This window comes from Qipengyuania sp. MTN3-11, from assembly GCF_042851825.1.
Classification (GTDB): Bacteria; Pseudomonadota; Alphaproteobacteria; order Sphingomonadales; family Sphingomonadaceae; genus Qipengyuania.
In genome coordinates, this window is sequence record NZ_BTGM01000002.1 from 653,603 (window position 1) to 675,111 (window position 21,509).

19 protein-coding genes are annotated in these 21,509 nt (G+C 60.7%); 13 read left to right on the top strand and 6 right to left on the bottom strand.

Features of this window, described 5'->3' with window-relative positions; all coding sequences use genetic code 11:
- Positions 1-67: 67 nt before the first annotated feature.
- Positions 68-757, bottom strand: coding sequence for a CBS domain-containing protein (locus tag ACGHN1_RS10495; protein ID WP_390550845.1), 690 nt, complete (start codon positions 755-757; stop codon positions 68-70).
- A 139-nt stretch (positions 758-896) separates the two neighbouring features.
- Between ACGHN1_RS10495 and ACGHN1_RS10500 the strand changes: the two genes are divergently transcribed.
- The 3 genes from ACGHN1_RS10500 (at position 897) to ACGHN1_RS10510 (ending at position 3,737) form a co-directional block, all read left to right on the top strand.
- Positions 897-1,529: a methyltransferase family protein gene (locus ACGHN1_RS10500; RefSeq protein ID WP_390550846.1), complete on the top strand. Its 633-nt coding sequence runs from the start codon at positions 897-899 to the stop codon at positions 1,527-1,529.
- A 276-nt stretch (positions 1,530-1,805) separates the two neighbouring features.
- On the top strand, positions 1,806-3,275 hold the full coding sequence (locus tag ACGHN1_RS10505; RefSeq protein WP_390550847.1) for a multicopper oxidase family protein: 1,470 nt from the start codon (positions 1,806-1,808) through the stop codon (positions 3,273-3,275).
- Positions 3,276-3,290: 15 nt separating this feature from the next.
- Positions 3,291-3,737 carry a DUF411 domain-containing protein gene (locus ACGHN1_RS10510; protein ID WP_054527531.1) on the top strand — a complete coding sequence of 149 codons (447 nt, stop codon included), beginning with the start codon at positions 3,291-3,293 and terminating at the stop codon, positions 3,735-3,737.
- A gap of 14 nt (positions 3,738-3,751) precedes the next feature.
- Here ACGHN1_RS10510 and ACGHN1_RS10515 read toward each other — a convergent pair whose 3' ends face one another.
- The gene (locus ACGHN1_RS10515) at positions 3,752-4,210 is read right to left on the bottom strand and encodes a Cu(I)-responsive transcriptional regulator (RefSeq protein WP_317152383.1); all 459 of its coding nucleotides are present in this window, start codon (positions 4,208-4,210) and stop codon (positions 3,752-3,754) included.
- Positions 4,211-4,348: 138 nt separating this feature from the next.
- Here ACGHN1_RS10515 and ACGHN1_RS10520 point away from each other — a divergent pair, with 138 nt between their 5' ends.
- The 9 genes from ACGHN1_RS10520 (at position 4,349) to ACGHN1_RS10560 (ending at position 15,135) form a co-directional block, all read left to right on the top strand.
- Entirely contained in the window at positions 4,349-4,615 is a 267-nt protein-coding gene (locus ACGHN1_RS10520) for a hypothetical protein (RefSeq protein ID WP_317152384.1), read from the top strand.
- Positions 4,616-4,700: 85 nt separating this feature from the next.
- A complete protein-coding gene (locus ACGHN1_RS10525; protein WP_317152385.1) occupies positions 4,701-4,997 on the top strand; it encodes a hypothetical protein in 297 nt (98 codons plus the stop codon).
- A gap of 293 nt (positions 4,998-5,290) precedes the next feature.
- Complete coding sequence (locus tag ACGHN1_RS10530) at positions 5,291-5,536, top strand: hypothetical protein (protein WP_390550848.1); 246 nt, start codon at positions 5,291-5,293, stop codon at positions 5,534-5,536.
- A 110-nt stretch (positions 5,537-5,646) separates the two neighbouring features.
- The gene (locus ACGHN1_RS10535; RefSeq protein ID WP_390550849.1) at positions 5,647-6,876 is read left to right on the top strand and encodes a TolC family protein; all 1,230 of its coding nucleotides are present in this window, start codon (positions 5,647-5,649) and stop codon (positions 6,874-6,876) included.
- Between the two features lie 8 nt (positions 6,877-6,884).
- Positions 6,885-8,381, top strand: coding sequence for an efflux RND transporter periplasmic adaptor subunit (locus ACGHN1_RS10540; protein ID WP_390550924.1), 1,497 nt, complete (start codon positions 6,885-6,887; stop codon positions 8,379-8,381).
- On the top strand, positions 8,378-11,545 hold the full coding sequence (locus tag ACGHN1_RS10545; protein ID WP_390550850.1) for an efflux RND transporter permease subunit: 3,168 nt from the start codon (positions 8,378-8,380) through the stop codon (positions 11,543-11,545). Before ACGHN1_RS10540 ends, ACGHN1_RS10545 begins: the two co-directional genes overlap by 4 nt.
- Positions 11,524-11,922 carry a copper-binding protein gene (locus ACGHN1_RS10550; protein WP_229735557.1) on the top strand — a complete coding sequence of 133 codons (399 nt, stop codon included), beginning with the start codon at positions 11,524-11,526 and terminating at the stop codon, positions 11,920-11,922. The genes ACGHN1_RS10545 and ACGHN1_RS10550 overlap by 22 nt, the downstream gene beginning before the upstream one ends.
- A 319-nt stretch (positions 11,923-12,241) precedes the next feature.
- Positions 12,242-14,599, top strand: coding sequence for a heavy metal translocating P-type ATPase (locus ACGHN1_RS10555; protein ID WP_390550851.1), 2,358 nt, complete (start codon positions 12,242-12,244; stop codon positions 14,597-14,599).
- Between the two features lie 98 nt (positions 14,600-14,697).
- On the top strand, positions 14,698-15,135 hold the full coding sequence (locus ACGHN1_RS10560; RefSeq protein WP_390550852.1) for a hypothetical protein: 438 nt from the start codon (positions 14,698-14,700) through the stop codon (positions 15,133-15,135).
- 20 nt (positions 15,136-15,155) lie between these two features.
- On the opposite strand, the gene ACGHN1_RS10565 is transcribed toward ACGHN1_RS10560, so the two are convergent.
- Positions 15,156-17,087 carry a cytochrome c/FTR1 family iron permease gene (locus tag ACGHN1_RS10565; RefSeq protein ID WP_202389008.1) on the bottom strand — a complete coding sequence of 644 codons (1,932 nt, stop codon included), beginning with the start codon at positions 17,085-17,087 and terminating at the stop codon, positions 15,156-15,158.
- A gap of 91 nt (positions 17,088-17,178) precedes the next feature.
- Entirely contained in the window at positions 17,179-17,796 is a 618-nt protein-coding gene (locus ACGHN1_RS10570) for a cation transporter (RefSeq protein WP_251104432.1), read from the bottom strand.
- A 75-nt stretch (positions 17,797-17,871) separates the two neighbouring features.
- On the opposite strand from ACGHN1_RS10570, the gene ACGHN1_RS10575 reads away from it, so the two are divergent.
- On the top strand, positions 17,872-18,270 hold the full coding sequence (locus ACGHN1_RS10575; RefSeq protein WP_251104433.1) for a helix-turn-helix domain-containing protein: 399 nt from the start codon (positions 17,872-17,874) through the stop codon (positions 18,268-18,270).
- Positions 18,271-18,409: 139 nt separating this feature from the next.
- Here ACGHN1_RS10575 and ACGHN1_RS10580 read toward each other — a convergent pair whose 3' ends face one another.
- Both ACGHN1_RS10580 and ACGHN1_RS10585 read right to left on the bottom strand, forming a co-directional pair.
- The gene (locus tag ACGHN1_RS10580) at positions 18,410-19,804 is read right to left on the bottom strand and encodes an aldehyde dehydrogenase family protein (RefSeq protein ID WP_390550853.1); all 1,395 of its coding nucleotides are present in this window, start codon (positions 19,802-19,804) and stop codon (positions 18,410-18,412) included.
- Positions 19,801-21,441: an acetolactate synthase large subunit gene (locus ACGHN1_RS10585; protein WP_251104435.1), complete on the bottom strand. Its 1,641-nt coding sequence runs from the start codon at positions 21,439-21,441 to the stop codon at positions 19,801-19,803. Before ACGHN1_RS10585 ends, ACGHN1_RS10580 begins: the two co-directional genes overlap by 4 nt.
- Between the last annotated feature and the right edge of the window lie 68 nt (positions 21,442-21,509).

The window sequence follows — 21,509 nt, forward strand, 5'->3', positions numbered from 1 at the left end:
GATCCACTTCGGTACGAAGAAGACGGCAGCCGCTCCTTTCAAGGAGCGGCTGCTGCATGTCGCCGCCCTAACAACAGCCGGAGGATTTCCCCTCTGCGCGTGACTGGGAAACTTCCTGCACGAGCTCGGCCGTCTTCGCATCGCTTCCGGTTCGGGCTATGTCTGCCTGTGACACCATCCCGCAGCATTTCCCGTCATCGTCGATGACCGGTACGCGGCGGACCTGGCTATTTTCCATGGACGCCAGGCAATCCTCCAGGGAAGTGTCGGGCGTGACACTCACGACCGACCGGGTCATCACGTCTCCCACTTGGGTCTCCGCCGGCATGCCTTCGGCCACCGCGCGGCAGCACACGTCGCGATCGGTAATGACGCCGACAAGACTGCCATCATCGCCGATAACCGGGATTTCACCACAGTCATTGTCGACCATAAGTTTGGCAGCTTCCTGCAGGCTTTGGTCTTCCTTGCAGCATGCCGGATCGCTGGTCATGATTTCGCTGATTTTCATCTTTCTCTCCAAAGGTTCCAGGTTACGTTCGATGGAAAGCCATTTCTGCGAAACAAACGCTGCAGAATGACTTCGCCCCGTCGATTCGGCGAGTTCTACGAACCTGGTGCCTGCCATCGTTGGAAGGTCAAGACCCGGCTGCAAGAACCTTATCTTGCAACACCCGCCCGCGAGCTTGGTTTCCTGCCCGAGAAGCTGAAAACTGAGGCTAGCGCTTGTTGCTTTCGAGCCGATCAAGCCATTCACTCGGACCGATCCCCGATCACGCTTGACCTTCCAACGATGGCAAACGGTACCTTCGTGCCGAAACAAATCGAGCCCGGCTTCTCACATTGCTCGTTTGGGCGCAGGGGAGTTGGAGGCAGTTAAACGCAGGGAAAGATCGATGGCCTGGGGTATCGCCGCAGTGATGATCGTGATCGTGTCGTGGATCTTTTACCGGTATTTCGCGCCGAGCGGCTGGCGGGAATGGACCGGCGCAGGGCTCGTCCAAGCCTTCATAATCGCTCTTTATGCCGAGATGTTCGGTTTCCCATTGACCGTCTATCTTCTCATTCGATCATTCGGAATCGATCGGGAATATGTCAGCGCCAATCTGTGGTCTACACTCGTGGGTCTGGGCGAAACCGGGATGTTTGTCTCGATGCTGATAGGCTACTCGCTAGCCTTCATCGGCGTGGGAATGTTCATTCACGGATGGCGCGCGGTCTATAGGGCGCGTCACGACGAACGGCTTGTCACCGATGGACTATATCGTTTCGTACGGCACCCGCAGTATACCGGGTTGTTTCTCGCCCTGTTCGGAGAAGGCGTCATTCATTGGCCGACAATCTTTTCGGTCGTTCTCTTCCCGGTCATCGTGCTCGCCTACTATCTTCTCGCGCGCAAGGAAGAACGCGGCATGATCCGTAAATTTGGCGACGAGTATCGCGCTTATATGCGCAAGGTTCCAATGCTGCTGCCACGCCCCCGTCGTTGGAAAGAGCTGGCCAAGAAATCGCAGCAGCCAAGAAGCTAACAGGACCTGGACCGAGCGCCAACTCTGAATACCCATATCAAGAGAAACGGCGCTGGACCCGGCGAACGTTAGGCGTGAAATTTCGGGGTGGAGGATAATTGTCCTGCACCTGCCTGCGCGTCCTTCATACAGAGAAGTTTCGGGGTCTTCCGTGCCTTTAACGGCTGATGTCCAATGGGCCGTCTTGACCTTCCCATGATGGGAAGGACTACATTGTGGGTCGAACCTAAATCTGCCGCTGCGGAGATGCTCTCTATGCAATCAAAAGAATCACGATTGACGCGCCGCGCGGTCCTCGCCGGTTCCGGTGCTCTGGCCATTGGCGGCGGATTGGCCGCCGTTCTGGGAGCCGGAGGTAGAACTCCGGTGGGTGCCAGCACAACCGCCGGTCGCCGCGTCCTCAAGGCCGGAACGACCAGCGCGCCACTTATCGACAAAGCCTTTCAAATACCGGTGTGGGGTTACAATGGCTCGGTACCGGGTCCTGCTCTCAGGGTTGGGCAGGGAGAGGCCTTCGAGGTCCTGCTGGAAAACGCTCTGGATGAGGAAACAACCATCCATTGGCACGGCGTTCGTGTTCCCAACGCGATGGATGGCGTTCCCCACCTCACCCAGCCCCCCGTGGAGCCCGGCGAAAGGTTCAGATATGCCTTTACGCCGGAGGATGCGGGCACTTTCTGGTACCATCCCCATCAGCGCAGCTTCGAGCAGGTCGGTCGCGGCCTCTACGGACCGCTCATTATCGAAGAGGCAGATCCGCCGCAGGTCGATCGCGACCTCGTCTGGATGCTCGACGACTGGCGGCTCGATGATCGGGGGAAGATCAGCGGTGGTTTCGGCAGTCGGCATGATGCGATGATGGCTGGTCGGATCGGCAACACCATTACGATTAGCGGAAAATCCCGGCAACCGCTCGTTGCGCGGCCCAACGAGAGGATCAGACTGAGACTCGTGAACGCAGCCAATGCTCGGATCTTCGGGCTCGATTTCGGTGAGCTCGAACCGATGGTCGTCGCGCTCGACGGCCAACCCGTCGAGCCCCACCGTTTAAGCGCGCCCCTGCTTCTCGGGCCGGCAATGAGGGCGGATCTGATCGTCGATTTCGATTATCCCGCCGGGACCCGGCATTCACTGCTCGATCTGTTCTATGATGGACTGGAATACGAACTCACCACATTCGAGTGTCAGGGCAAAGAGGTCAGGGAAAGACGTCTGCCCGATCCAGCGCCGCTGCCCCCTAACCCTCTCGCCGAACCCGAACTGGCAACGGCCGAGCGTCACCGGATCATATTCGGTGGCGGGATGATGGGCATGATGGGGCGAACAGCCAGCGGCTCTGACGCGAGGAACGGGCAACGAACCGGCTCCGGCATGATGATGGGGCGGATGGGAGGTTCGGGAATGATGTCCGGAGGAATGATGGGCTGGACCGTCAACGGTGTTTCGGCGAGCGGCCATGTTCACGATCCGATTATTTCCGCCGCGCGAGGAACCACGCTTCTCCTCGACATGACCAATGAGACTGCGTGGTGGCACCCGATCCATCTGCATGGCCACAGTTTCCGCGTCTTGTCGCGCAATGGACAGCCGACACGATATCAAGAGTGGCAGGACACCGTCCTCATGGCGCCCGAAGAGCGCGTCGAGATCGCATTCGTAGCGGACAACCCGGGCGACTGGATGTTCCATTGCCATATTCTCGAACACCAGGCCGCAGGAATGATGGCCACCATTCGAGTTAACTGAAAGAAAGGAAAACTGATGCGTTTGTTACCCAAGGTCTTGATGTCGTTTTCGGCCCTCGCGCTGCTGCCCTCGGCAGCGGCGGCACAGGAAGCAAGACCATTTGCCACGATCTTCAAGAACCCTCAGTGTAGTTGCTGTGAAAGCTACGGCGACTATCTCGAAGCCAGCGGATATGAGGTGAAGATGGTCGCGACCCACGACCTCGCCCTAATCAAGGAACGCCAGGGTGTGCCCGCCGGGCTCGAAGGGTGTCATACAATGCTCATCGGCGGCTACTTCGTCGATGGACATGTGCCGGCCGACAGCGTTGACCGCCTGCTGGAGGAACGCCCGCGGATTTCAGGCATCACGCTTCCCGGCATGCCTGCAGGTTCGCCGGGCATGGGCGGTGCCAAGACAGGCACGTGGACGATTACGGGCGTAAGAGCGGATGGTGCCACGAGCGTCTTTGCGCGATACTGAGCACCGTCCGAAGCCTAGCAAACGCGCTCGAAGCCAAACTTGTGACCAACGTCCTTGGGACGAGCCGGATTGGCATCGTCAGCGAGGTCCTTGAGGATGGGACAGTCGGGACGTTCGTCATTCGTACAATTCTCGAAAAGATGTTCGAGCGCGTCTATCATAGAATGGATTTCTGCAGCCTTCGACCGCAAGGCCGAAAGATGGCCATCGGCCACTCGGCGCACGTCCTTGCTCGCTCGGGTGTCGTTTTTCCATAAATCGAGCAGCTCGGAAATATCGTCGACCGAGAAGCCTAGATTGCGGGCGCGTCGCACAAACCGGAGCGTATGAATATCCGCCGGAGTGTAGAGGCGGTAGCCGGCATCGGTCCGGTCCGCCGCCTCAATCAAACCGATCTTTTCATAATGTCGGATCATCTTGGCAGAAACCCCGCTCGCTGCGGCCGCCTCGCCAATCGTGTGTGAATGTTTCATGCGGGCGCTCTAACCTTCCAATGATAGGAACGCAAGCCGACTGGCTCAGAGTCGAATAATTCCGTCAAATTCCCTTGACCTTCCAATGATGGGAAGCCCTATTTTGTGTGTATCGGTTGATTCGATGAAGGATAAGACATGACTATTCCGTCGTCCCGAGCCTTGGTGCCGGTCACCGCCACTTCCGCGCGCTCCAATACCGATGCGGAAGGCCTCTGTTCTGCCGGTAAAGGCCGACAGCGCAAGTGGATGCTCGCCCTTGGTGTCGTTTTGGCATTGGCCGCGCTGGCGCTTGGCTCGATGTGGTTGGGCTTCGCAGCGATTCTTCCGTTTCTTTATGTACTGCCCTGCCTGGCAATGGTCGCCGTGTGCATGCGCAAGAGCGGAACGTCGACCGGATCCTGAAAACCCGTGCCGAATTCGCTCGTGCGCCGAAGAATAAAGGACGGAGCGAAGCCCAAGGCATCAATAATTTGAAAGGAAAGATCATATGAACACTTTTAAGATGACCGCACTCGGTGCGCTCGCGACGGTTGGCCTCGCAACGACGGCCGTCGCGCAACCCAAGGTCGATCACCGTCCCGACAGAGCCCAAAACACGCAGGAGCAGCAGCGCGCAGAAATGCGGGGCGGAACGCAAGGCGATATGAGCGAGAGGGAGATGTCCGGCATGATGGCCATGATGAACGATCCGGAGATGCGCGCCGAAATGATGGAAATGATGCGTAACTGCAATGAAATGATGAAAAAGAAGCGCGAGCAGATGGCGCAAGGCGAAGCAGGCTGAAGCCTGAGTTCCAGTATGTCTGACGCTTCAACCAGTCCCCCCACCTGCCCCGCATGAACCTGCGGGGCAGGACCCTTCTGTTATAAGGCCAATGCAAACGCTATGACGATAGTCCGCCAGGATAGAACGATGGGGCGCCGCGCGGTGGCGGCAAACCTGCGCTTGCCGGTGACGGCTCGTTTCCGTATTGTGGGATGATGCGGATGCTGCGCGCTCTCGGCCTTATCTTGGTTGGCGTTGGACTCTTTGTTCAAACGGCAGCTCATGCGTCGGCGCTTCCCCAGGAGCCGAGCATGGTCGAGCGCAATTGCAACGACATGGTCATGGACACCACCGACGACGAGGCTGAAAGATCGCCGTGCGCCGACCTGCGGCTCGATTGCCTGGTTGCCCTTGGCTGCATTCCGCCGCTTGTCATGACTCAAGACCTCGCGGTTGTGAGGGTACCGCTGGCGGTCGCTAGCCAGTTTACCGATCTCGCTTTCTTCGAGTTGAACGGCACCGGCGCAGGGCCGGAACCGCCCCCTCCGCAAGCCTAGAAACCTGGAATTGATGCAGATATAGCTCTGCAGGCTATGGCTGGACATTTTGCGTGCGCGAACTGTCTCGAACGCGCGCTCGCCGCGCCCTTTAGCGGAATCCTACTGTCATGAAACGAATATGCTGGACCGCGCTTCCGGTCCTGCTGGCTATCGCGCCGGCGAGTCACGCCCAATCGGTGGGCTATGAAGAAACTCTAGAGGCTGCGGTCAGCGGCCAGCCCCAGGTTCGCACCAGCGAACTACGGCTCGACGCCCGGCGAGAGATCGCCGAGGCGGCTGACGAACTGCCCGATCCGCAATTGCGCGGCGGCATTCGTAACCTCCCGGTGACGGGGCCGGACATTCTCGATCCCACGATGATGACCATGGTCGAGATCGGGATCGAGCAGGACTTTCCCAACCTTGCCGAACGGCGTGCCCGTGCGGGCATCGCTTCTGCGGATATCGATTTTGCTTCGGCCCAACTGGCTCATGCGCGGCACATGGCACGACTGGGCGCTGGACGCGCGTGGATCTCGCTTGCCTATGCCCAGCGCGCGGATCTGGTCGTTGGCGAAGCACTAGACGAGATCGAACGCCTCGTACCCCTTGCGCGCAGTTCGGTTGCGGCGGGTACTGCACGGCCTGGCGAAAGTCTGGAGATCCGCCGAGCCGTCCTTGAAGTGGAAGACGCGCGGACGCGGATCGCGGCAGAGCGCGAAGCCGCGCAGGCTCGTCTCGGCCGATTTATTGGCGCCGAGAATGCGGTCGCTTCGGGCGAAATTCCACCGGTCGATATCCAAGCCGAGCGGCTGCGGGCTACGCTGGAATACAACCCGGAGATTATTCTGGCGGCAGCTCAAGTCCGTCAGGCTGACGCGGCAATCGACCTCGCGCGGTCGGACTTGCGCCCGGATTTCAGCGTCGGGGTCAGTTACGGCGTCAGGGAGCGCCAATATGGTGATTTGTTTTCGGTTATGGGGACGGTCACCTTGCCGCTGTTCAGCAAGAAAAGGCAGGAGCCACGCATTGCTGCGGCGCGGTCGGAAGCGGCTGCGGCACGTGAGGCGCAGCTCGACGAGCTGCGCGCGCTCGAGGCGCAATTCGAGGCTGATCTGGCCGCGTGGCGCAGCGCCTTCCGACAATGGCAGCGCGCGACGGAGGAGTTGCTTCCATTGGCCGAAAGCCGAGCCGAACTCGAACGAGCCAGCTTTGCGGCGGGCAGAGCGGAACTGCTCGACGTGATCGAAGCCATCAAGGCGCTGGCGCTGCTTCGCATCGATATTCTCGAACGCGAGGAAGCGACTGTCGAAGCTGCCGCCAACCTACGACTGACATACAGGGAACGCCATCTATGAGAGCCGCAATGGGAGCTGCGTGGGACAGATTGTCACCACGCCAGAAGTCTTGGACGATGGCAGCCACGGTTGCCCTCATCAGTGGTACCGCCGGATATGGCCTCTCGCAGCTTGGCCAAGATGGCGCAGGAACGGCCGAGAGCAGCGGAACGTCGGGCGCAGAATGCGAGGATGTCCTCTACTGGTACGACCCGATGGTCCCCGGACAGCACTTCGACGAACCGGGCAAATCGCCGTTCATGGACATGGAACTGGTGCCCAAATGTGCAGGCGAGGAGGCGACCGCTGGCGTTCAGATCGACGCGGACTTGGTCCAGAATTTTGGCATTCGCACCGCCGAAGCAGAGTACGGTCTTCTCGAGCCCGAGATAACCGTCACTGGCGTGCTCGCTTATAATGAACGCGACGTCGCGATCGTCCAGCCCCGCGCCGGGGGCTATGTTCAAAGGACTTACGGTCGTGCGCCGGATGACGTGATTGGACGGGGCGCGCCGCTTGCGGATATCCTGGTTCCCGAATGGGGCGGAGCGCAGCAGGAATATCTGGCCGTCCTGAATAGCGGTGATGAAGAACTTGCGCAGGCGATGCGCGAGCGCATGCGCCTTCTGGGCATGTCTCCAGGCCTGATCTCGTCGGTGGGACGCAGCGGACGACCGCATTCGACGATCACTGTTACCGCGCCGATCGGCGGGGCGATCACATCGCTCGGCGTGCGTCCGGGAATGACGGTCATGGCCGGACAGACGCTCGCTGAGATCACCGGTTTCTCGCCGATCTGGCTGGAAGCCGCGGTGCCTGAAACGCAGGCTGCGAATGTACGGGTTGGCCAGCCTGTCAGCGCGAACCTGACCGCGTTTCCCGACGAACGGTTCGCGGGGCGCATTATCGCCATCCTGCCGAGTGCACAGGATGCGAGCCGGACGATCACCGTTCGTGCGCAGCTGCCCAACGCATCCGGACGCCTCAAACCGGGCATGTTCGCGCAGGTTTCGCTGACCCCGGACACACGCCGCGCGCTGCTGGTACCGTCCGAAGCGGTTATCAGGACCGGACGTCGAACCATCGTAATGGTGAGGCAGGACGAGGGCGGTTTCATGCCCGCCGAGGTTCGGATCGGCCGCGAAGCGGGTGGAAGGACCGAAGTGCTGGCCGGACTTTCCGCCGGCGAACAGGTCGTGACATCGGGTCAGTTCCTGCTCGATTCCGAGGCAAGCCTGGCCGGGCTCGATGTCCGCCCGATTGAACAGGTCAGCCGCGAGCAGGCAGATGAAGACGAAGCAACGACTTTCAGTGCGATTGGAACAATCGAGAAAATCGCCGATGGCTCGGTAACGCTGCGCCACGGGCCCGTCCCGCGGCTCGACTGGCCAGCCATGACGATGACCTTCCGCACGAAGAGCGCGGCGCAGATGCGCGGGCTCGAGAAGGGAGACAGAGTCCGTTTCACCTTCATCCAGGAGGATGAGGGCCCCCGGATCGAGACCATCGGGAGGGCCGGACAATGATTGCTCGGATAATCGATGCCTCGATCGCCAACCGCTTGTTCATCGTTCTGGCGGCCATCGCGGTAACGCTAGGCGGTTTCTGGGCAGTGCGCACGACGCCGGTCGACGCGCTGCCCGATCTTTCCGACGTCCAAGTTGTGGTCCGGTCCAACTATCCGGGGCAAGCCCCCCGGATCGTCGAGGACCAGGTTACCTATCCGCTGGCAACGACCATGCTCTCGGTGCCGGGGGCGAAAACCGTCCGCGGTTACTCGATGTTTGGCGACAGCTATGTCTATATCATCTTCGAGGACGGAACCGACCTCTACTGGGCGCGCTCGCGCGTGCTCGAGTATCTCAACCAGGTGCAGAACCGCCTGCCCGATGGTGTGACGAGCACGCTGGGTCCAGATGCCACGGGGGTCGGCTGGATTTACGAGTACGCGCTGGTCGACCGCACGGGCGGACATGACCTTGCCGGGCTTCGCAGCCTGCAGGACTGGTTCCTGCGCTACGAGCTCAAGACGATCCCCGGCATCGCCGAAGTCGCGAGCGTCGGCGGTATGGTCAAGCAGTACCAGGTGGTGCTCGAACCTTACCGGATGGCCTCGCTCGGCGTGACCCACGCCGAGATCGTGAGCGCCATCCAGTCTGCCAACCAGGAAGCGGGCGGCTCGATCGTCGAGATGGGCGAAGCCGAATATATGGTTCGCGCCTCGGGCTATCTCGGCGACCTCAATGATTTTCGGCAAATCCCTTTACGTACCGCGAGCGGCGGCGTTCGGGTCACGCTTGGCGATGTCGCGACGATCCAGGTCGGCCCTGAACTGCGGCGTGGCATCGCCGAGCTCAATGGTGAAGGTGAGGTTGCCGGCGGCATCATCGTTCTGCGCCAGGGAGCGGATGCGCGAAGCGCGATCCAGGCCGTGGAGCAAAAACTCGACGAGTTGCAGGCGAGCCTGCCCGAAGGCGTCGAGATCGTCACGACCTACGACCGTTCACAGCTTATCGACGCCTCAGTGGAGAATCTGACCCACAAGCTGATCGAGGAATTCATCGTGGTTGCGCTCGTTTGCGGGCTGTTCCTCTGGCACGCGCGCTCCGCCCTGGTCGCCATCATCACCCTGCCACTGGGCGTGCTGGCCGCTTTCATCGTGATGCGCTTCCAGGGCGTCAATGCCAACATCATGTCGCTGGGCGGCATCGCCATCGCGATCGGAGCGATGGTCGATGCAGCGGTGGTGATGATCGAGAACGCCCACAAGCATCTCGAACGATGGGAGCACGAAAACCCGGATACCGTGCTCGCGGTAAAGGAACGCTGGCGGATCATCGCCGATGCATCGAAGGAAGTGGGACCAGCGCTGTTCTTCAGCCTGCTGATCATCACGCTGTCATTCCTGCCGGTCTTCACCCTGCAGGCGCAGGAAGGTCGGTTGTTCGCGCCGCTCGCTTTTACCAAGACCTATGCCATGGCGGCCGCGGCCATTCTCTCGGTAACGCTGGTACCGGTGATGATGGGATGGCTGATCCGTGGGAAGATCCCTTCGGAGGATTCCAATTTTCTCAACCGCTGGCTGACGAAAATCTACCGCCCGGGACTCGATTGGGTCATGCGGCGCCCCAAGGCAACGCTGGCGATCGCGGCGGTGATCTTCCTGACCACCGCGATTCCCTTCACCAGGCTTGGCGGCGAGTTTCTCCCCCCGCTCGATGAGGGCGATTTGCTTTACATGCCGAGCGCATTGCCCGGGCTTTCGCCCGGCGAGGCTTCGGCGCTGCTGCAGCGCACCGATCGCCTGATCAAGTCGGTCCCGGAAGTGGAAACCGTGTTCGGCAAGGCGGGCCGTGCGGATACGGCGACGGATCCGGCCCCCCTGACGATGTTCGAAACGACGATCCGTTTCAAGCCGCGCGAGGAGTGGCGCGAGGGAATGACGCCCGATCTGCTCGTCGAGGAACTCGACCGGGTCGTGCGGGTGCCGGGCCTCGCCAATGTCTGGGTGCCCCCGATCCGCAACCGGATCGACATGCTCGCGACCGGCATCAAGAGTCCGATCGGGGTGAAGGTTTCAGGCGACGACCTTGAGCAGATCGAACGCGTGGCGCTCGAGGTGGAAGGTGTGGCCAAGACGGTCCCCGGGGTCAGCTCGGCATTGGCGGAACGCCTGTCGGGTGGCCGCTATGTCGATGTCGATATCGATCGGATGGCCGCTGCGCGATATGGGCTCAACATAACCGACGTGCAGCAGATAGTCTCCGGCGCGGTCGGCGGTGCCAATGTCGCCCGGACGGTCGAGGGCCTCGCGCGCTATCCCATCAATGTGAGGTATCCGCGCGAAATCCGCGATAGCGTCGATGAGCTTAGAGCCTTGCCGGTCCTCACGCCGTCTGGCCAGCAGATCACGCTTGGAACCGTAGCCCGGGTGGGGGTCAGCGACGGTCCGCCCATGCTCAAGAGCGAACAGGGCCGGCTGACCAGCTACATCTATGTCGATGTCCGGGGCCGGGATCTCACCTCGGTGGTGGCCGATCTCCAGGAGGCGGTTGCTGCGGGTGTCGATCTGCCCGCCGGTGTCAGCCTCTCATATGCGGGCCAGTTCGAATATCTGACACGCGCTTATGAGCGGTTGCAGATCGTGGTGCCCGCGACACTGGTGATCATATTCCTGCTGCTCTATCTCATATTCAGGAGAGTGGATGAGGCGGCACTCATCATGGGCACCCTGCCTTTCGCGCTCAGTGGCGGTTACTGGCTGCTTTATCTGATGGGCTACAACCAGTCCGTGGCGACAGCGGTTGGCTTCATCGCGCTCGCCGGTGTCTCGGCCGAGTTCGGCGTAGTGATGCTGATCTACCTGAAAGCCGCCCTCGAGCGGCGGCAAGGTACCCTCAGCGCTGAAGAAGTGGACGAAGCCATCCGGGAAGGCGCGCTCCTGCGCGTGCGACCCAAGGCGATGACGGTGGCGGTCATTCTTGCTGGCCTTTTCCCCATCCTGATCGGCACCGGTGCAGGTTCTGAGGTGATGAGCCGGATCGCCGCACCGATGATCGGGGGTATGATAACTGCCCCGCTTCTGTCGATGTTTTTGCTTCCCGCCGCATATTTGCTGTTGCGGCGGCCCCGTCCGGAAAAACCGGCACAAACCGAAGGAGACGAAGAATGCGTACCCCAACCTACATGATCCTGCTCGCAGCTCCGCTGGCGTTGGCAGCCTGCGATAGCGCCGAGGACGCAAGCCAACCGGCAGAAACGATGATGGCCGACGAGATGTCCAACGCGGACAGCATGCCGATGTCAGACGATATGCCGATGATGGACAATGGGGAGGTAGGCCAGTCTGGCAGCGGCGAAGGCTCGGTGACCGAGATCGATGAGGCCGAAGGAAAGATCACGATCGATCACGGCCCTATCCCCGCGGTGGGATGGCCGGCCATGACCATGGCTTTCGCCGCCGATGAGGAAAGCCTCGGCAAGGTGTCGGTCGGCGACCGCGTGACTTTCGAGTTCCGGACTACAGAAGGCGGGGGCGGAGAGCTCACCGCAATCGCCAAGCAGTGAATCGAGAAGCGCCGCACCGAAGGACGGTGCGGCGCACTTCAACCCGGATTGTTTAAATCAATATCCGTCAGAAAGGAGCGCGAGATGATGACCGGAAACAGCATGATGGATGCCCCCATGATGATGTGGGCGATGGGCCTCTTCTGGGTCCTGCTCCTGACACTTATGATCCTTGGGATCCTGGCACTGCTCAAATACCTCAGAACGTAGAAGACCATACGGCGGCGCGAAGTGGTCGTGGTCGAGGCCTTGGACGGTTCGGAACAAGTGCAGCCAGAGCATAGTATTTCAATAGGCGCTTTCGAAACGGGAAGAATACATGACTGATAAATCTGTCACAGGCACGCAGACCGCTGTCCCGAACGAAACGGCGGTCGATCCCGTATGCGGAATGAACGTCGCTATGAAGACGGCGAAATATACGCATGAGCATGAGGGAGCCGAACATTACTTCTGCTCCTCGCGCTGTCTCGACAAATTCCGCGCCGATCCCGAACTCTATCTCTCGAAGGCTCACCTCGACGCCGTAGAAGATGTACCTGAAGGCACGATCTATACCTGCCCCATGCATCCCGAAATCAGACAGCCCGGACCGGGGTCCTGTCCCATTTGCGGGATGGCGCTCGAACCGGAGACAGTCAGCCTTGACGACGGGCCGGATCCCGAACTCGTCGACATGAGTCGCAGGTTCTGGTGGAGCGCGCTCTTCACGCTTCCGCTGTTTGCGTATGCCATGGGCGACCTTTTGCCCTCGAGACCATTCCACGGGGTCATCGACCCGGCCTGGGCACAGTGGCTGCAGCTGGTGCTTGCCTCTCCGGTCGTTCTGTGGGGCGGCTGGCCTTTTTTCACGCGTGCGGTGCAGTCGGTCCGCACGATGAATCTCAACATGTTCACCCTGATCGGGTTTGGCGTAGCGATCGCCTATTTTTTCAGCGTGGTGGCGACGCTCGTGCCGGACATCTTTCCCGATGCGTTTCGCGATGATGCGGGCCGCGTCGGCGTCTATTTCGAAGCCGCCGCGGTCATTACCACACTGGTACTGTTGGGCCAGGTGCTGGAGCTCAAGGCGAGGGGGTCTACTTCGAGCGCGCTACGCGCCCTGCTGGAGCTAGCACCTCCAACAGCGATGAAGATTTTCGCCCGCGGCGACGAGCGAGAAGTGCCGCTCGACGAATTGAGTTCGGGCGATCTCCTGCGCGTCCGCCCAGGTGACAAGGTTCCGGTTGATGGCAGCGTCGAGGAAGGCAGCAGCACCGTCGACGAATCGATGATCAGTGGCGAGCCCATCCCGGTCAAGAAAAATGCCGGCGATACGGTAATCGGCGGTACGGTGAACCAGACCGGCAGTTTCACCATGCGCGCCACGAAGGTTGGCGCGGATACGATGCTATCCAAAATTGTCCAGATGGTGGCGGAGGCGCAGCGCAGCCGGGCGCCGATCCAGCGTCTCGCCGATCAGGTTACTGCCTGGTTCGTACCCATCGTTGTTCTGGTGGCCATCGTCAGTTTCGGTGTCTGGGCGGTGTGGGGGCCTGCGCCGGCTCTGGCATACGCATTGATAAACGCGATCGCCGTTCTGATCATCGCCTGTCCCTGCGCCCTCGGACTGGCGACGCCGATGTCGATAATGACCGGCACGGGCAAAGGTGCCCAGCACGGGATCCTTATCAAGAATGCCGAGGCACTCGAAACCCTCGAAAAGATCGATACACTGGTGGTCGACAAGACCGGCACGCTGACGCTCGGGAAACCGGATCTGGTCGATGTGCAACCCCGCTCCGGCTTCACCGACGGCGAATTGCTCAGCCTGGTGGCGGCGGTCGAACGCGGAAGCGAGCACCCGCTCGCGCATGCGATAGTCGAGGGTGCTGAAAACCGCGGAGCAGCCATTCTGGATGCCGCGAATATCGAATCCGTCACCGGCGAAGGCATCCAAGCAAGCGTCGAGGGTCGCAATATCGCGATCGGCAACGAAAAAATGATGAAGCGCATCGGCGCCCTAGAGGAAACCTGGCGGCAGTCTGCGGAAGAAGGTCGACAGCTGGGCCAAACGGTGATGTTCGTGGCAGTGGACGGAGCGCCGGCGGGCCTCATCGCGGTCGCCGACCCGATCAAGGAAACGAGCCGCACTGCCATTACCGCGTTGCACGAGCGAGGCATCAAGGTCGTGATGCTGACCGGCGACAGCGAGGCTACCGCCCTCGCGGTTGCCGAACAGGTCGGCATCGATGAGGTCGAGGCGAACGTCTCGCCAGAAGACAAGCATCGCAAGATTGAGGAGTTGAAGAGCGGCGGCAGCCGTGTCGCCATGGCCGGCGATGGGATCAACGACGCCCCTGCGCTCGCCGCTTCGCACGTCGGAATTGCAATGGGATCCGGGACCGATGTCGCCATCGAAAGCGCGGGCGTGACACTGGTCCGCGGTGATCTGCTTGGCGTTGTTCAAGCGCTGGTCCTGTCCCGGGCCACGATGCGCAATATCCGCCAGAACCTGTTCTTCGCCTTCGCTTACAACACGCTCGGGATTCCCGTGGCCGCCGGCGTCCTTTATCCTTGGACTGGCATGCTCCTCAGCCCGATGATCGCAGCCGCGGCAATGAGTTTGTCGTCGGTCTCCGTTATCGGCAATGCGCTGAGGCTTAGAGGCCTATCGCTCCCAAGGTTCGACGCGTGAGGTGTACTGACCGAAAAGACGAACGCACGGATGTCGCCACGCGATCGCATGGAACGAGCGCTAATCCGAGCGGTGAACCATGGCGCGGCGCACATCCATTGGTTTGGATTTCGGTGATCGGGTTTCTGATCGCGTTCGTCTGGGAGATGCTACAATTGCCGTTCTACGAGGCGGGCGGCCTGACGCCCGCGCAGGCCGCATACCGCTGCGGCCTCGCATCGCTCGGCGATGCCGGTATCATGGTCGCGGCCTATCTCGCGGGCTCCATCGGCAACTCGTATTCCCCATGGCTGGTGCGCTGGCCCGCGGGACGGTTTAGTGCATACCTCGCGACAGGTCTTGTCATCACTGCGAGCGTCGAGGTTCTCGCGGTCGGGGCCGACTGGGGCTGGACCTACAGCGATCTCATGCCCCTGCTGCCAGGAACGCATATTGGACTTGTTCCTATGCTCATGTGGGTCATTGTCCCTACTGCGACCCTGTGGCTGGTCCGCAGAATAGGCGTCGGACCGAAGGAGCGTCTCCCGAACAATTAGAGCAAGTTCGAGATGCCCCGCTACTGTGAGCGGTGGTGACGATTACCGTAGCGAAATCCAAGCACCAAAGCGAGGAAGGCTACCAGCTGAGCGGCGAGCGTTTCCACGGTGGGAAAGAACCCGAGATCGGGCAGGCGGGGAAGTCCCGACACCGCGGTCATGGAGATCGTGCCCGCTTCCTGGAACGCGCCCACACCCTTGCCGGCCAGGATGATCGCGAGGACTGCGATCAGTATCGCGCTGTACTTGAAGAATTGCGTGATCGGCAGCTTGCGGCTGTAGCGGAGCATGAACCATGCAAGAGCCGACAGGACGGCGAGAGCCGACACCGCCCCTGCAAGTATCACCGAACTGCTATCAGGGGTCCAGAGGGCGGCATAGAACAGGATCGTCTCGAAGGCTTCGCGATAGACTACGACAAAAGCGAGCCCGAAGAGAAACCATGCTGATCGCCTGGAAAGAGCCTTCCCCATCCTTTGCTGAATATAGCGTCGCCATTCATCTGCCTGGCTCTTGCCGTGCATCCAGATCCCGACGGAAATGAGGATGACCGCCGCCAACAGCGCACCGAATCCTTCGGTGAGCTCGCGGCTCGCTCCGCTAATAGCGACGAAGTAGGTCGCGGCCACCCAGGTGGCGACGCCTGCCAGCAGCGCGGCGATCCAGCCGCCATGAACGTAGGCGATTACTTCGCCGCGATCCGATTTGCGAACGAAGGCGATCATGGCAATCACCACGAGAAGTGCCTCTATCCCCTCGCGCAGCAGGATCGTGAAGGCACCCAGAAAAGTGGAGATGTCGCTGGCTGCTTCGGGCGCGAGAGCGACATCCGCTTGCTCAAGCAGGCTCGCGGCGAAAGCGTGTCGTTCGCGCAATCGCGAGACAGGCACGTTGCGCTCGATATCTGAACGATATTGGCTGAGCGCTTGCTCGATCTGCCGCATGAGATCACCATCGCGCGTCGCGAGAATACCCTCGACCGGTTCGAAGCCGTCAAGATAGGCCGACAGAGCTAGTCGGCGCGCCTCTGCGCGTTCGCCCCGCTCGTAGGCGGCGAGACTTTGCTGCAGGGTCTGCCGCGCAAGATCGAGCGAGCCGTTCTCGCTTCTCTGGCTGACAACTCCGGGATTTGATCGCAGGTATGCCATGACGGCCAATGCCCGGTTCTCTCCGATCGCGTCGGCGAGCTCTGCGGGCGTGATGGCCGCAAGTGTCTCGAGATCGGGTATCAGACGCCGCACCCGGTCATCTTCGCGCCAGATTTTCTCCCCCCGTTCGAGATCCTCGAATGCAATGCCGCCTGCATAGAATGCGAGGGCCCAGCGATCGGCTTCCGAAAGTCCAGCAAAGCTGGGCATCGACGTGCCCTCAAGGCCCTGTGTTATGACCTGATAGAGACCGAAAATGCTGCGCTGGCGCGCTCGGTCGGCATCGGTGAAATCGATCGGAGGAGGCTCGAGCGTCATGCTGGCTGCCGGAGGGGAACGGCCCGATGCACCGTGACACGAGGCGCAGTTCTGGGAAAAGAGTGTCGATGCGCGAGACAAATCGGGCGGGCTTCGGGGAGCCAGCGGAACCGGGTACGCCTCCAACAGCGATCCACCCAAGGCACGGGCCAGCCGGGAAACGCGCTCGACCGAAGCTTTCTTCTCAATCGCCTGACGCAGGTCCACAGACATCGCGATTAGACCGGGTTTGGCCGAAGCATCGGGAAGCGCGGCTACTTGTTCGCCGACGGTCGAAGAAAATTCGACCATTTCGTCATATTCGAAATTGTCAATGACCTGCCCGTTCGACACCGCTGCGGAGTAATCGACAGCGATGTAGTCGAGAAGGCGCCACGTCGTGCGCACCTCTGAGCCCTCCGCGCGCGCCATGCCCGACAGGCTCAGAAGGAGGGCCAGTATGAAGACCTTGAGCACCTTGTGCGGCGATGGAATGGAAACAGGCATCCGAGCCCCCTTAAGGATATGCAACTAACTCGCAATAGCGAATAGGCTACTTCTCATGTCGGACGCAACCGGCGGCTGTACTTCGGACCTTTCATGCTGTCCTGAGCTCGCGCCTCGCCTGGGCGAACACGTCGGCACTCCCCCAGATCGCCAGGCTTGCCAGGATTCCCGCAACAGCAAGATCGGGCCATGCCGCCCCCGTCCCGAAGACACCGACCGCGGCCGCGAGCACCGCGACGTTTCCGATCGCGTCGTTGCGCGAACAGATCCACACCGAGCGCATATTCGCGTCCCCGGTTCGATACCGAAAGAGCATCGCCGCGACCGCGAGATTTACTGCGAGCGCCAGGAAACCGACGATGCCCATCGTGCCGGCATCTGGTGAGGCACCCACAAAAAACCCCCAAAGTGCCGAGCCAAGGACCCAAAGACCAAATCCCAGCATGGTCGCCGCTTTCGCGAGCGCCGCGCGTGCGCGCCATACAATTGCCATTCCGGCAACTCCGAGGCTGATGGCGTAATTGGCTGAATCACCGAGAAAATCGAGTGCATCGGCCTGCAGCGCGCGCGAATCTGCGGCTATCCCGGCCACGATTTCGATAGCGAACATAATGGCGTTGAGAGCGAGGGCCACCCACAGGACCCGGCGCCATCTCGGATCGTTATGGGCATCGCCGACATCGGCAGCATCGCAACAATTCTTCGCCATCCACTCGACTCCTAGTTTCGAGACAGCCTATGCACCTTGTAGCTACTACAAGGTCAAGCGACTGGAACTGACGATATGAGAATTGGTCAAGTCGCCCGGATAACAGGCGTCAAATCGGAAACAATCCGCTACTACGAGCGCGAGGGTATTCTTGCGGCCCCTCCGCGCACGCAGGCCAATTATCGCGACTATGGACCAGCAGAGGAAGCGCGCCTCAATTTCATACGGCGCGCGCGTGATCTCGGCTTCTCGATGGCACGGATCAGGGAGTTGCTCGATCTTTCCGATGATGTCGACCGGTCCTGCGCGGGCATCGACGCTCTGGCCAGAAGCCATCTCCACGAAGTCGAGCGCAAGATCGCAAGCCTGAAGACGTTGCGGACGGAACTTGGGCGTATGATCGCTGCCTGCGAGCAAGACACTGTAGGCGAATGCCGCATAATCGATGCGCTCGCTGGTACCGCCGAGCCTTGATGTTCGCGCCTTGTGCGCCAGTTTGCTCAGGCTCGCCAACGCAGGGCTTTGTCCGCCGTCCATGCCGGTCTCAACTCCGGGTGAGGCCAACGCGTGCGAGGCTGCCCGTGTCGCCGTCCCGGGAGGTCCGACGAACGGGTTAAGATAGCGCCGCCGGCCAGTTCCAAACGGCCATTTTTTCAAAGCTCATATCCGCCATCGTGTAGGCGATCCCGCCGACGCCCAGCCCGGAACGGCGCAGCCCTGCAAAAGGCATCCAGTCGACGCGGAACGCAGTATGGTCGTTCACCATCACCGCCGATCCAGTCAGAGACGCGACGCAATGATTTGCGATTGACAGCCGATCGGTAAATACAGCGGCCTGAAAGGCGTAAGGCAGGGCATTGGCCTGCTCGATAGCCAGATCGATATCGTCATAGCCATACACGCAGATCACGGGGCCGAAGATTTCTTCCTGGGACACCTTGGCACTTTCCGGAGGTTCGAGAATGACGGTCGGGGAGAAAAAAGTGTCACTCAGACGGCTTCCCCCGCACACCAAGGTGCCGCCTGCTGCGATGGCCTCATCGACCCAACGTTCGACGCGGTCAACTTCCTCCGTCCGGATCAAGGGGCCGCATTGGGTCTGAGCATCGGCGGGATCGCCCACGACCAGCTTTTCGACAGCTCGCCCTAGGTCATTGGCGAAGTCTTTCAATTCTGCAGCAGGGACGAATACGCGCTGTACGGAAACGCAGACCTGACCCGAATGGTAGAATCCGCCTTTAAGCAACGAGGCGATCACCGCTTCGCGTTCCACGCCGCTGTCCACGATTACCGGCGCCGCCCCGCCGTGCTCGAGAGCAATGCGGGTTCCCGGCGCCAGCTTCGAGCGGAGCATCCAGCCAATTTTCGCAGAACCGATGAATGAGAAGAATGCCGTCCGCGGATCGGTTACCATTCTTTCGGCGATATCGTTGCTGCAAGGTGTGAACCGGCACCAGGCCTCAGGCAGGCCGGCTTCGCTAAGAATGCTCACGAAGCTGAGGCATGACAGAGGCGTTTCCAGTGCAGGCTTGATGAGTACGGGGCACCCGGTTGCCACTGCCGGGCCGACCTGATGGACGATCAAATTGAGGGGGTGATTGAATGCAGAGATTGCCACGACAGGACCGATCGGTTCGCGGAAGGTATAGGCCGTCCTTCCCGCACCCGCTTCTGTCAGGTCCATCGGAATTTCATGGCCGCCGCCCTCACTCAGCGCCTGAACGCACAAGTCGACGCTGTTGATCGCGCGTCTGGCTTCCACCCGCGCATCGACCAGGGGCTTGCCGCCCTCCCTGACGATCTGGAGAGCCAATTCCTCGGCTCGTTCACGCATGATATCCGCCGCCCGCCGGAGGATGGCGATACGCTCGTGCACGGCAAGCCAGCAATTGCGGTCGCGGTGGAGCAACTGCGCCTCATTCAGCCATTCATCGATTTGGGCCCAGTCGACAAGCGGCACTTCTGCAACCTGCGAGCGGTCGAAGGGATTGCGAACGATCGTTTTCATAGCTCGCACACCTTCGCGCCGAGTTCGTCGATTAGCACCTTCTTGTTTTCGGAATAGTCGACAGGCAGATCGACAAGGTGCACGCCGCCAGCCTCGAATGCGGCGTTCAGGAGCGAAACCAGATCCGCGCTTCGCTCGATACGGTGGCCGGTCGCTCCATAGCTTTGTGCATAGGTGACAAAGTCGGGATTGGAAAAGGTCAGGCCGTAGTCCGGAAAACCGAGCTGGTCCTGCTTCCAGCGGATCATGCCGTATGCCGCATCGTTCAAGACGAGTACGACGAGGTTCAGGCCCAGCCTGACGGCCGTTTCCAGCTCCTGCGAGTTCATCATGAACCCGCCATCACCGCATACCGCGAGAACTCTTTGCCCGGGAGACAGCATCGCCGCCACCATGGCCGACGGAAGGCCCGCGCCCATCGTCGCCAATGCATTGTCGAGAAGGATGGTGCCCGGTTCATTCGCAATGTAGTTTCTGGCGAACCAGATCTTGTAGATGCCGTTGTCGAGCGCAACGATATCATCGCGCGCCATTACGCTGCGTACGTCGGCAACCACGCGCTGGGGGACCATCGGAAAACGTTCGTCGTCGCTGGTTTCGGAGATGTGCGAAGCAATCTCGCGATGCAGCGCGGTATAATAGCCGCGGTCGCATTGGAGCTTGCCATCCAAACGGCTTCCGAGGCGCTCGACCGATCCGGCGATGTCGCCGATGACCTCGAGCTGCGGGAAGTAGACCTGATCGACTTCGGCCGCCTTGTAATTGATGTGGATGACGGTCTGCCCGCCCGGCTCCATGAAGAAGGGCGGCTTTTCAACCACATCGTGACCGATATTGACGATCAGATCGGCCTTTTCGATCGCGCAGTGAACATAATCTCCCGACGATAGTGCTGCGGTGCCCAGATAGAGCTCGCTATCTTCATCGACCACGCCTTTGCCCATCTGGGTGTCAAAGAAGGGAAAGCCCGTATCGGATACGAATTTGCGCAACGCCTTCGAAGCGCGGCGGCGGTTCGCTCCGGCTCCGATCAGTAGCAGAGGTCTCTGTGCAGCGAGGATACGTCTCGCTGCCTCATCTAGAGCGGCGTCACCCGCTACGGCATAGCGCCTGTCATGCGGCGGTATGACAGGTTCGACCGTTTGCTCTTCAGCAATGTCTTCGGGCAGCTCGAGCAGCACAGCGCCCGGCCTTTCTTCCTGCGCCAGGCGAAATCCCTCGCGAACGAGCGACGGGATGCGGTTGCCGTTCACAATCTGGGTCGATGCCTTGCACAGCGGGGTGAACAGGGAAACGACGTCGACAATCTGGAACTGGGCCTGTTTCGAGGTCTTGATCGGTTTCTGCCCGGTAATGATCACGAGCGGGAAGGCTCCGAGCGCGGCATAGGCCGCCGGTGTGGTCAGGTTCGTGGCACCTGGCCCGAGTGTTGCCAGGCACACACCTGCCTTGCCGGTCAGGCGGCCATAAGTTGCCGCCATGAAGCCAGCGCCCTGTTCGTGACGGGCCAGAACCAGCGTGATGGTGGAAGTTCGCAGCGATTCCAGAAGATCCAGGTTCTCTTCGCCTGGAACGGCGAAAACATACTCGACACCCTCTGCCTCGAGCGCGGCGACCATAAGATCGGAAGCTTTCATTCGTCGGTCCTCATTTACGAGTTGCAGGGCGGTTCATGCCGTGCGCTACCAAACTGCTTGCTTGCAGC

Coding starts and splice junctions, on each gene's coding strand:
- ACGHN1_RS10530 (WP_390550848.1), top strand. CDS start 5,291: ATGGTCGAGCGCAATTGCAACGACATGGTCATGGACACCACCGACGAC.
- ACGHN1_RS10535 (WP_390550849.1), top strand. CDS start 5,647: ATGAAACGAATATGCTGGACCGCGCTTCCGGTCCTGCTGGCTATCGCG.
- ACGHN1_RS10555 (WP_390550851.1), top strand. CDS start 12,242: ATGACTGATAAATCTGTCACAGGCACGCAGACCGCTGTCCCGAACGAA.
- ACGHN1_RS10520 (WP_317152384.1), top strand. CDS start 4,349: ATGACTATTCCGTCGTCCCGAGCCTTGGTGCCGGTCACCGCCACTTCC.
- ACGHN1_RS10540 (WP_390550924.1), top strand. CDS start 6,885: ATGGGAGCTGCGTGGGACAGATTGTCACCACGCCAGAAGTCTTGGACG.
- ACGHN1_RS10515 (WP_317152383.1), bottom strand. CDS start 4,210: ATGAAACATTCACACACGATTGGCGAGGCGGCCGCAGCGAGCGGGGTT.
- ACGHN1_RS10565 (WP_202389008.1), bottom strand. CDS start 17,087: ATGCCTGTTTCCATTCCATCGCCGCACAAGGTGCTCAAGGTCTTCATA.
- ACGHN1_RS10510 (WP_054527531.1), top strand. CDS start 3,291: ATGCGTTTGTTACCCAAGGTCTTGATGTCGTTTTCGGCCCTCGCGCTG.
- ACGHN1_RS10550 (WP_229735557.1), top strand. CDS start 11,524: ATGCGTACCCCAACCTACATGATCCTGCTCGCAGCTCCGCTGGCGTTG.
- ACGHN1_RS10500 (WP_390550846.1), top strand. CDS start 897: ATGGCCTGGGGTATCGCCGCAGTGATGATCGTGATCGTGTCGTGGATC.
- ACGHN1_RS10545 (WP_390550850.1), top strand. CDS start 8,378: ATGATTGCTCGGATAATCGATGCCTCGATCGCCAACCGCTTGTTCATC.
- ACGHN1_RS10585 (WP_251104435.1), bottom strand. CDS start 21,441: ATGAAAGCTTCCGATCTTATGGTCGCCGCGCTCGAGGCAGAGGGTGTC.
- ACGHN1_RS10570 (WP_251104432.1), bottom strand. CDS start 17,796: ATGGCGAAGAATTGTTGCGATGCTGCCGATGTCGGCGATGCCCATAAC.
- ACGHN1_RS10580 (WP_390550853.1), bottom strand. CDS start 19,804: ATGAAAACGATCGTTCGCAATCCCTTCGACCGCTCGCAGGTTGCAGAA.
- ACGHN1_RS10575 (WP_251104433.1), top strand. CDS start 17,872: ATGAGAATTGGTCAAGTCGCCCGGATAACAGGCGTCAAATCGGAAACA.
- ACGHN1_RS10525 (WP_317152385.1), top strand. CDS start 4,701: ATGAACACTTTTAAGATGACCGCACTCGGTGCGCTCGCGACGGTTGGC.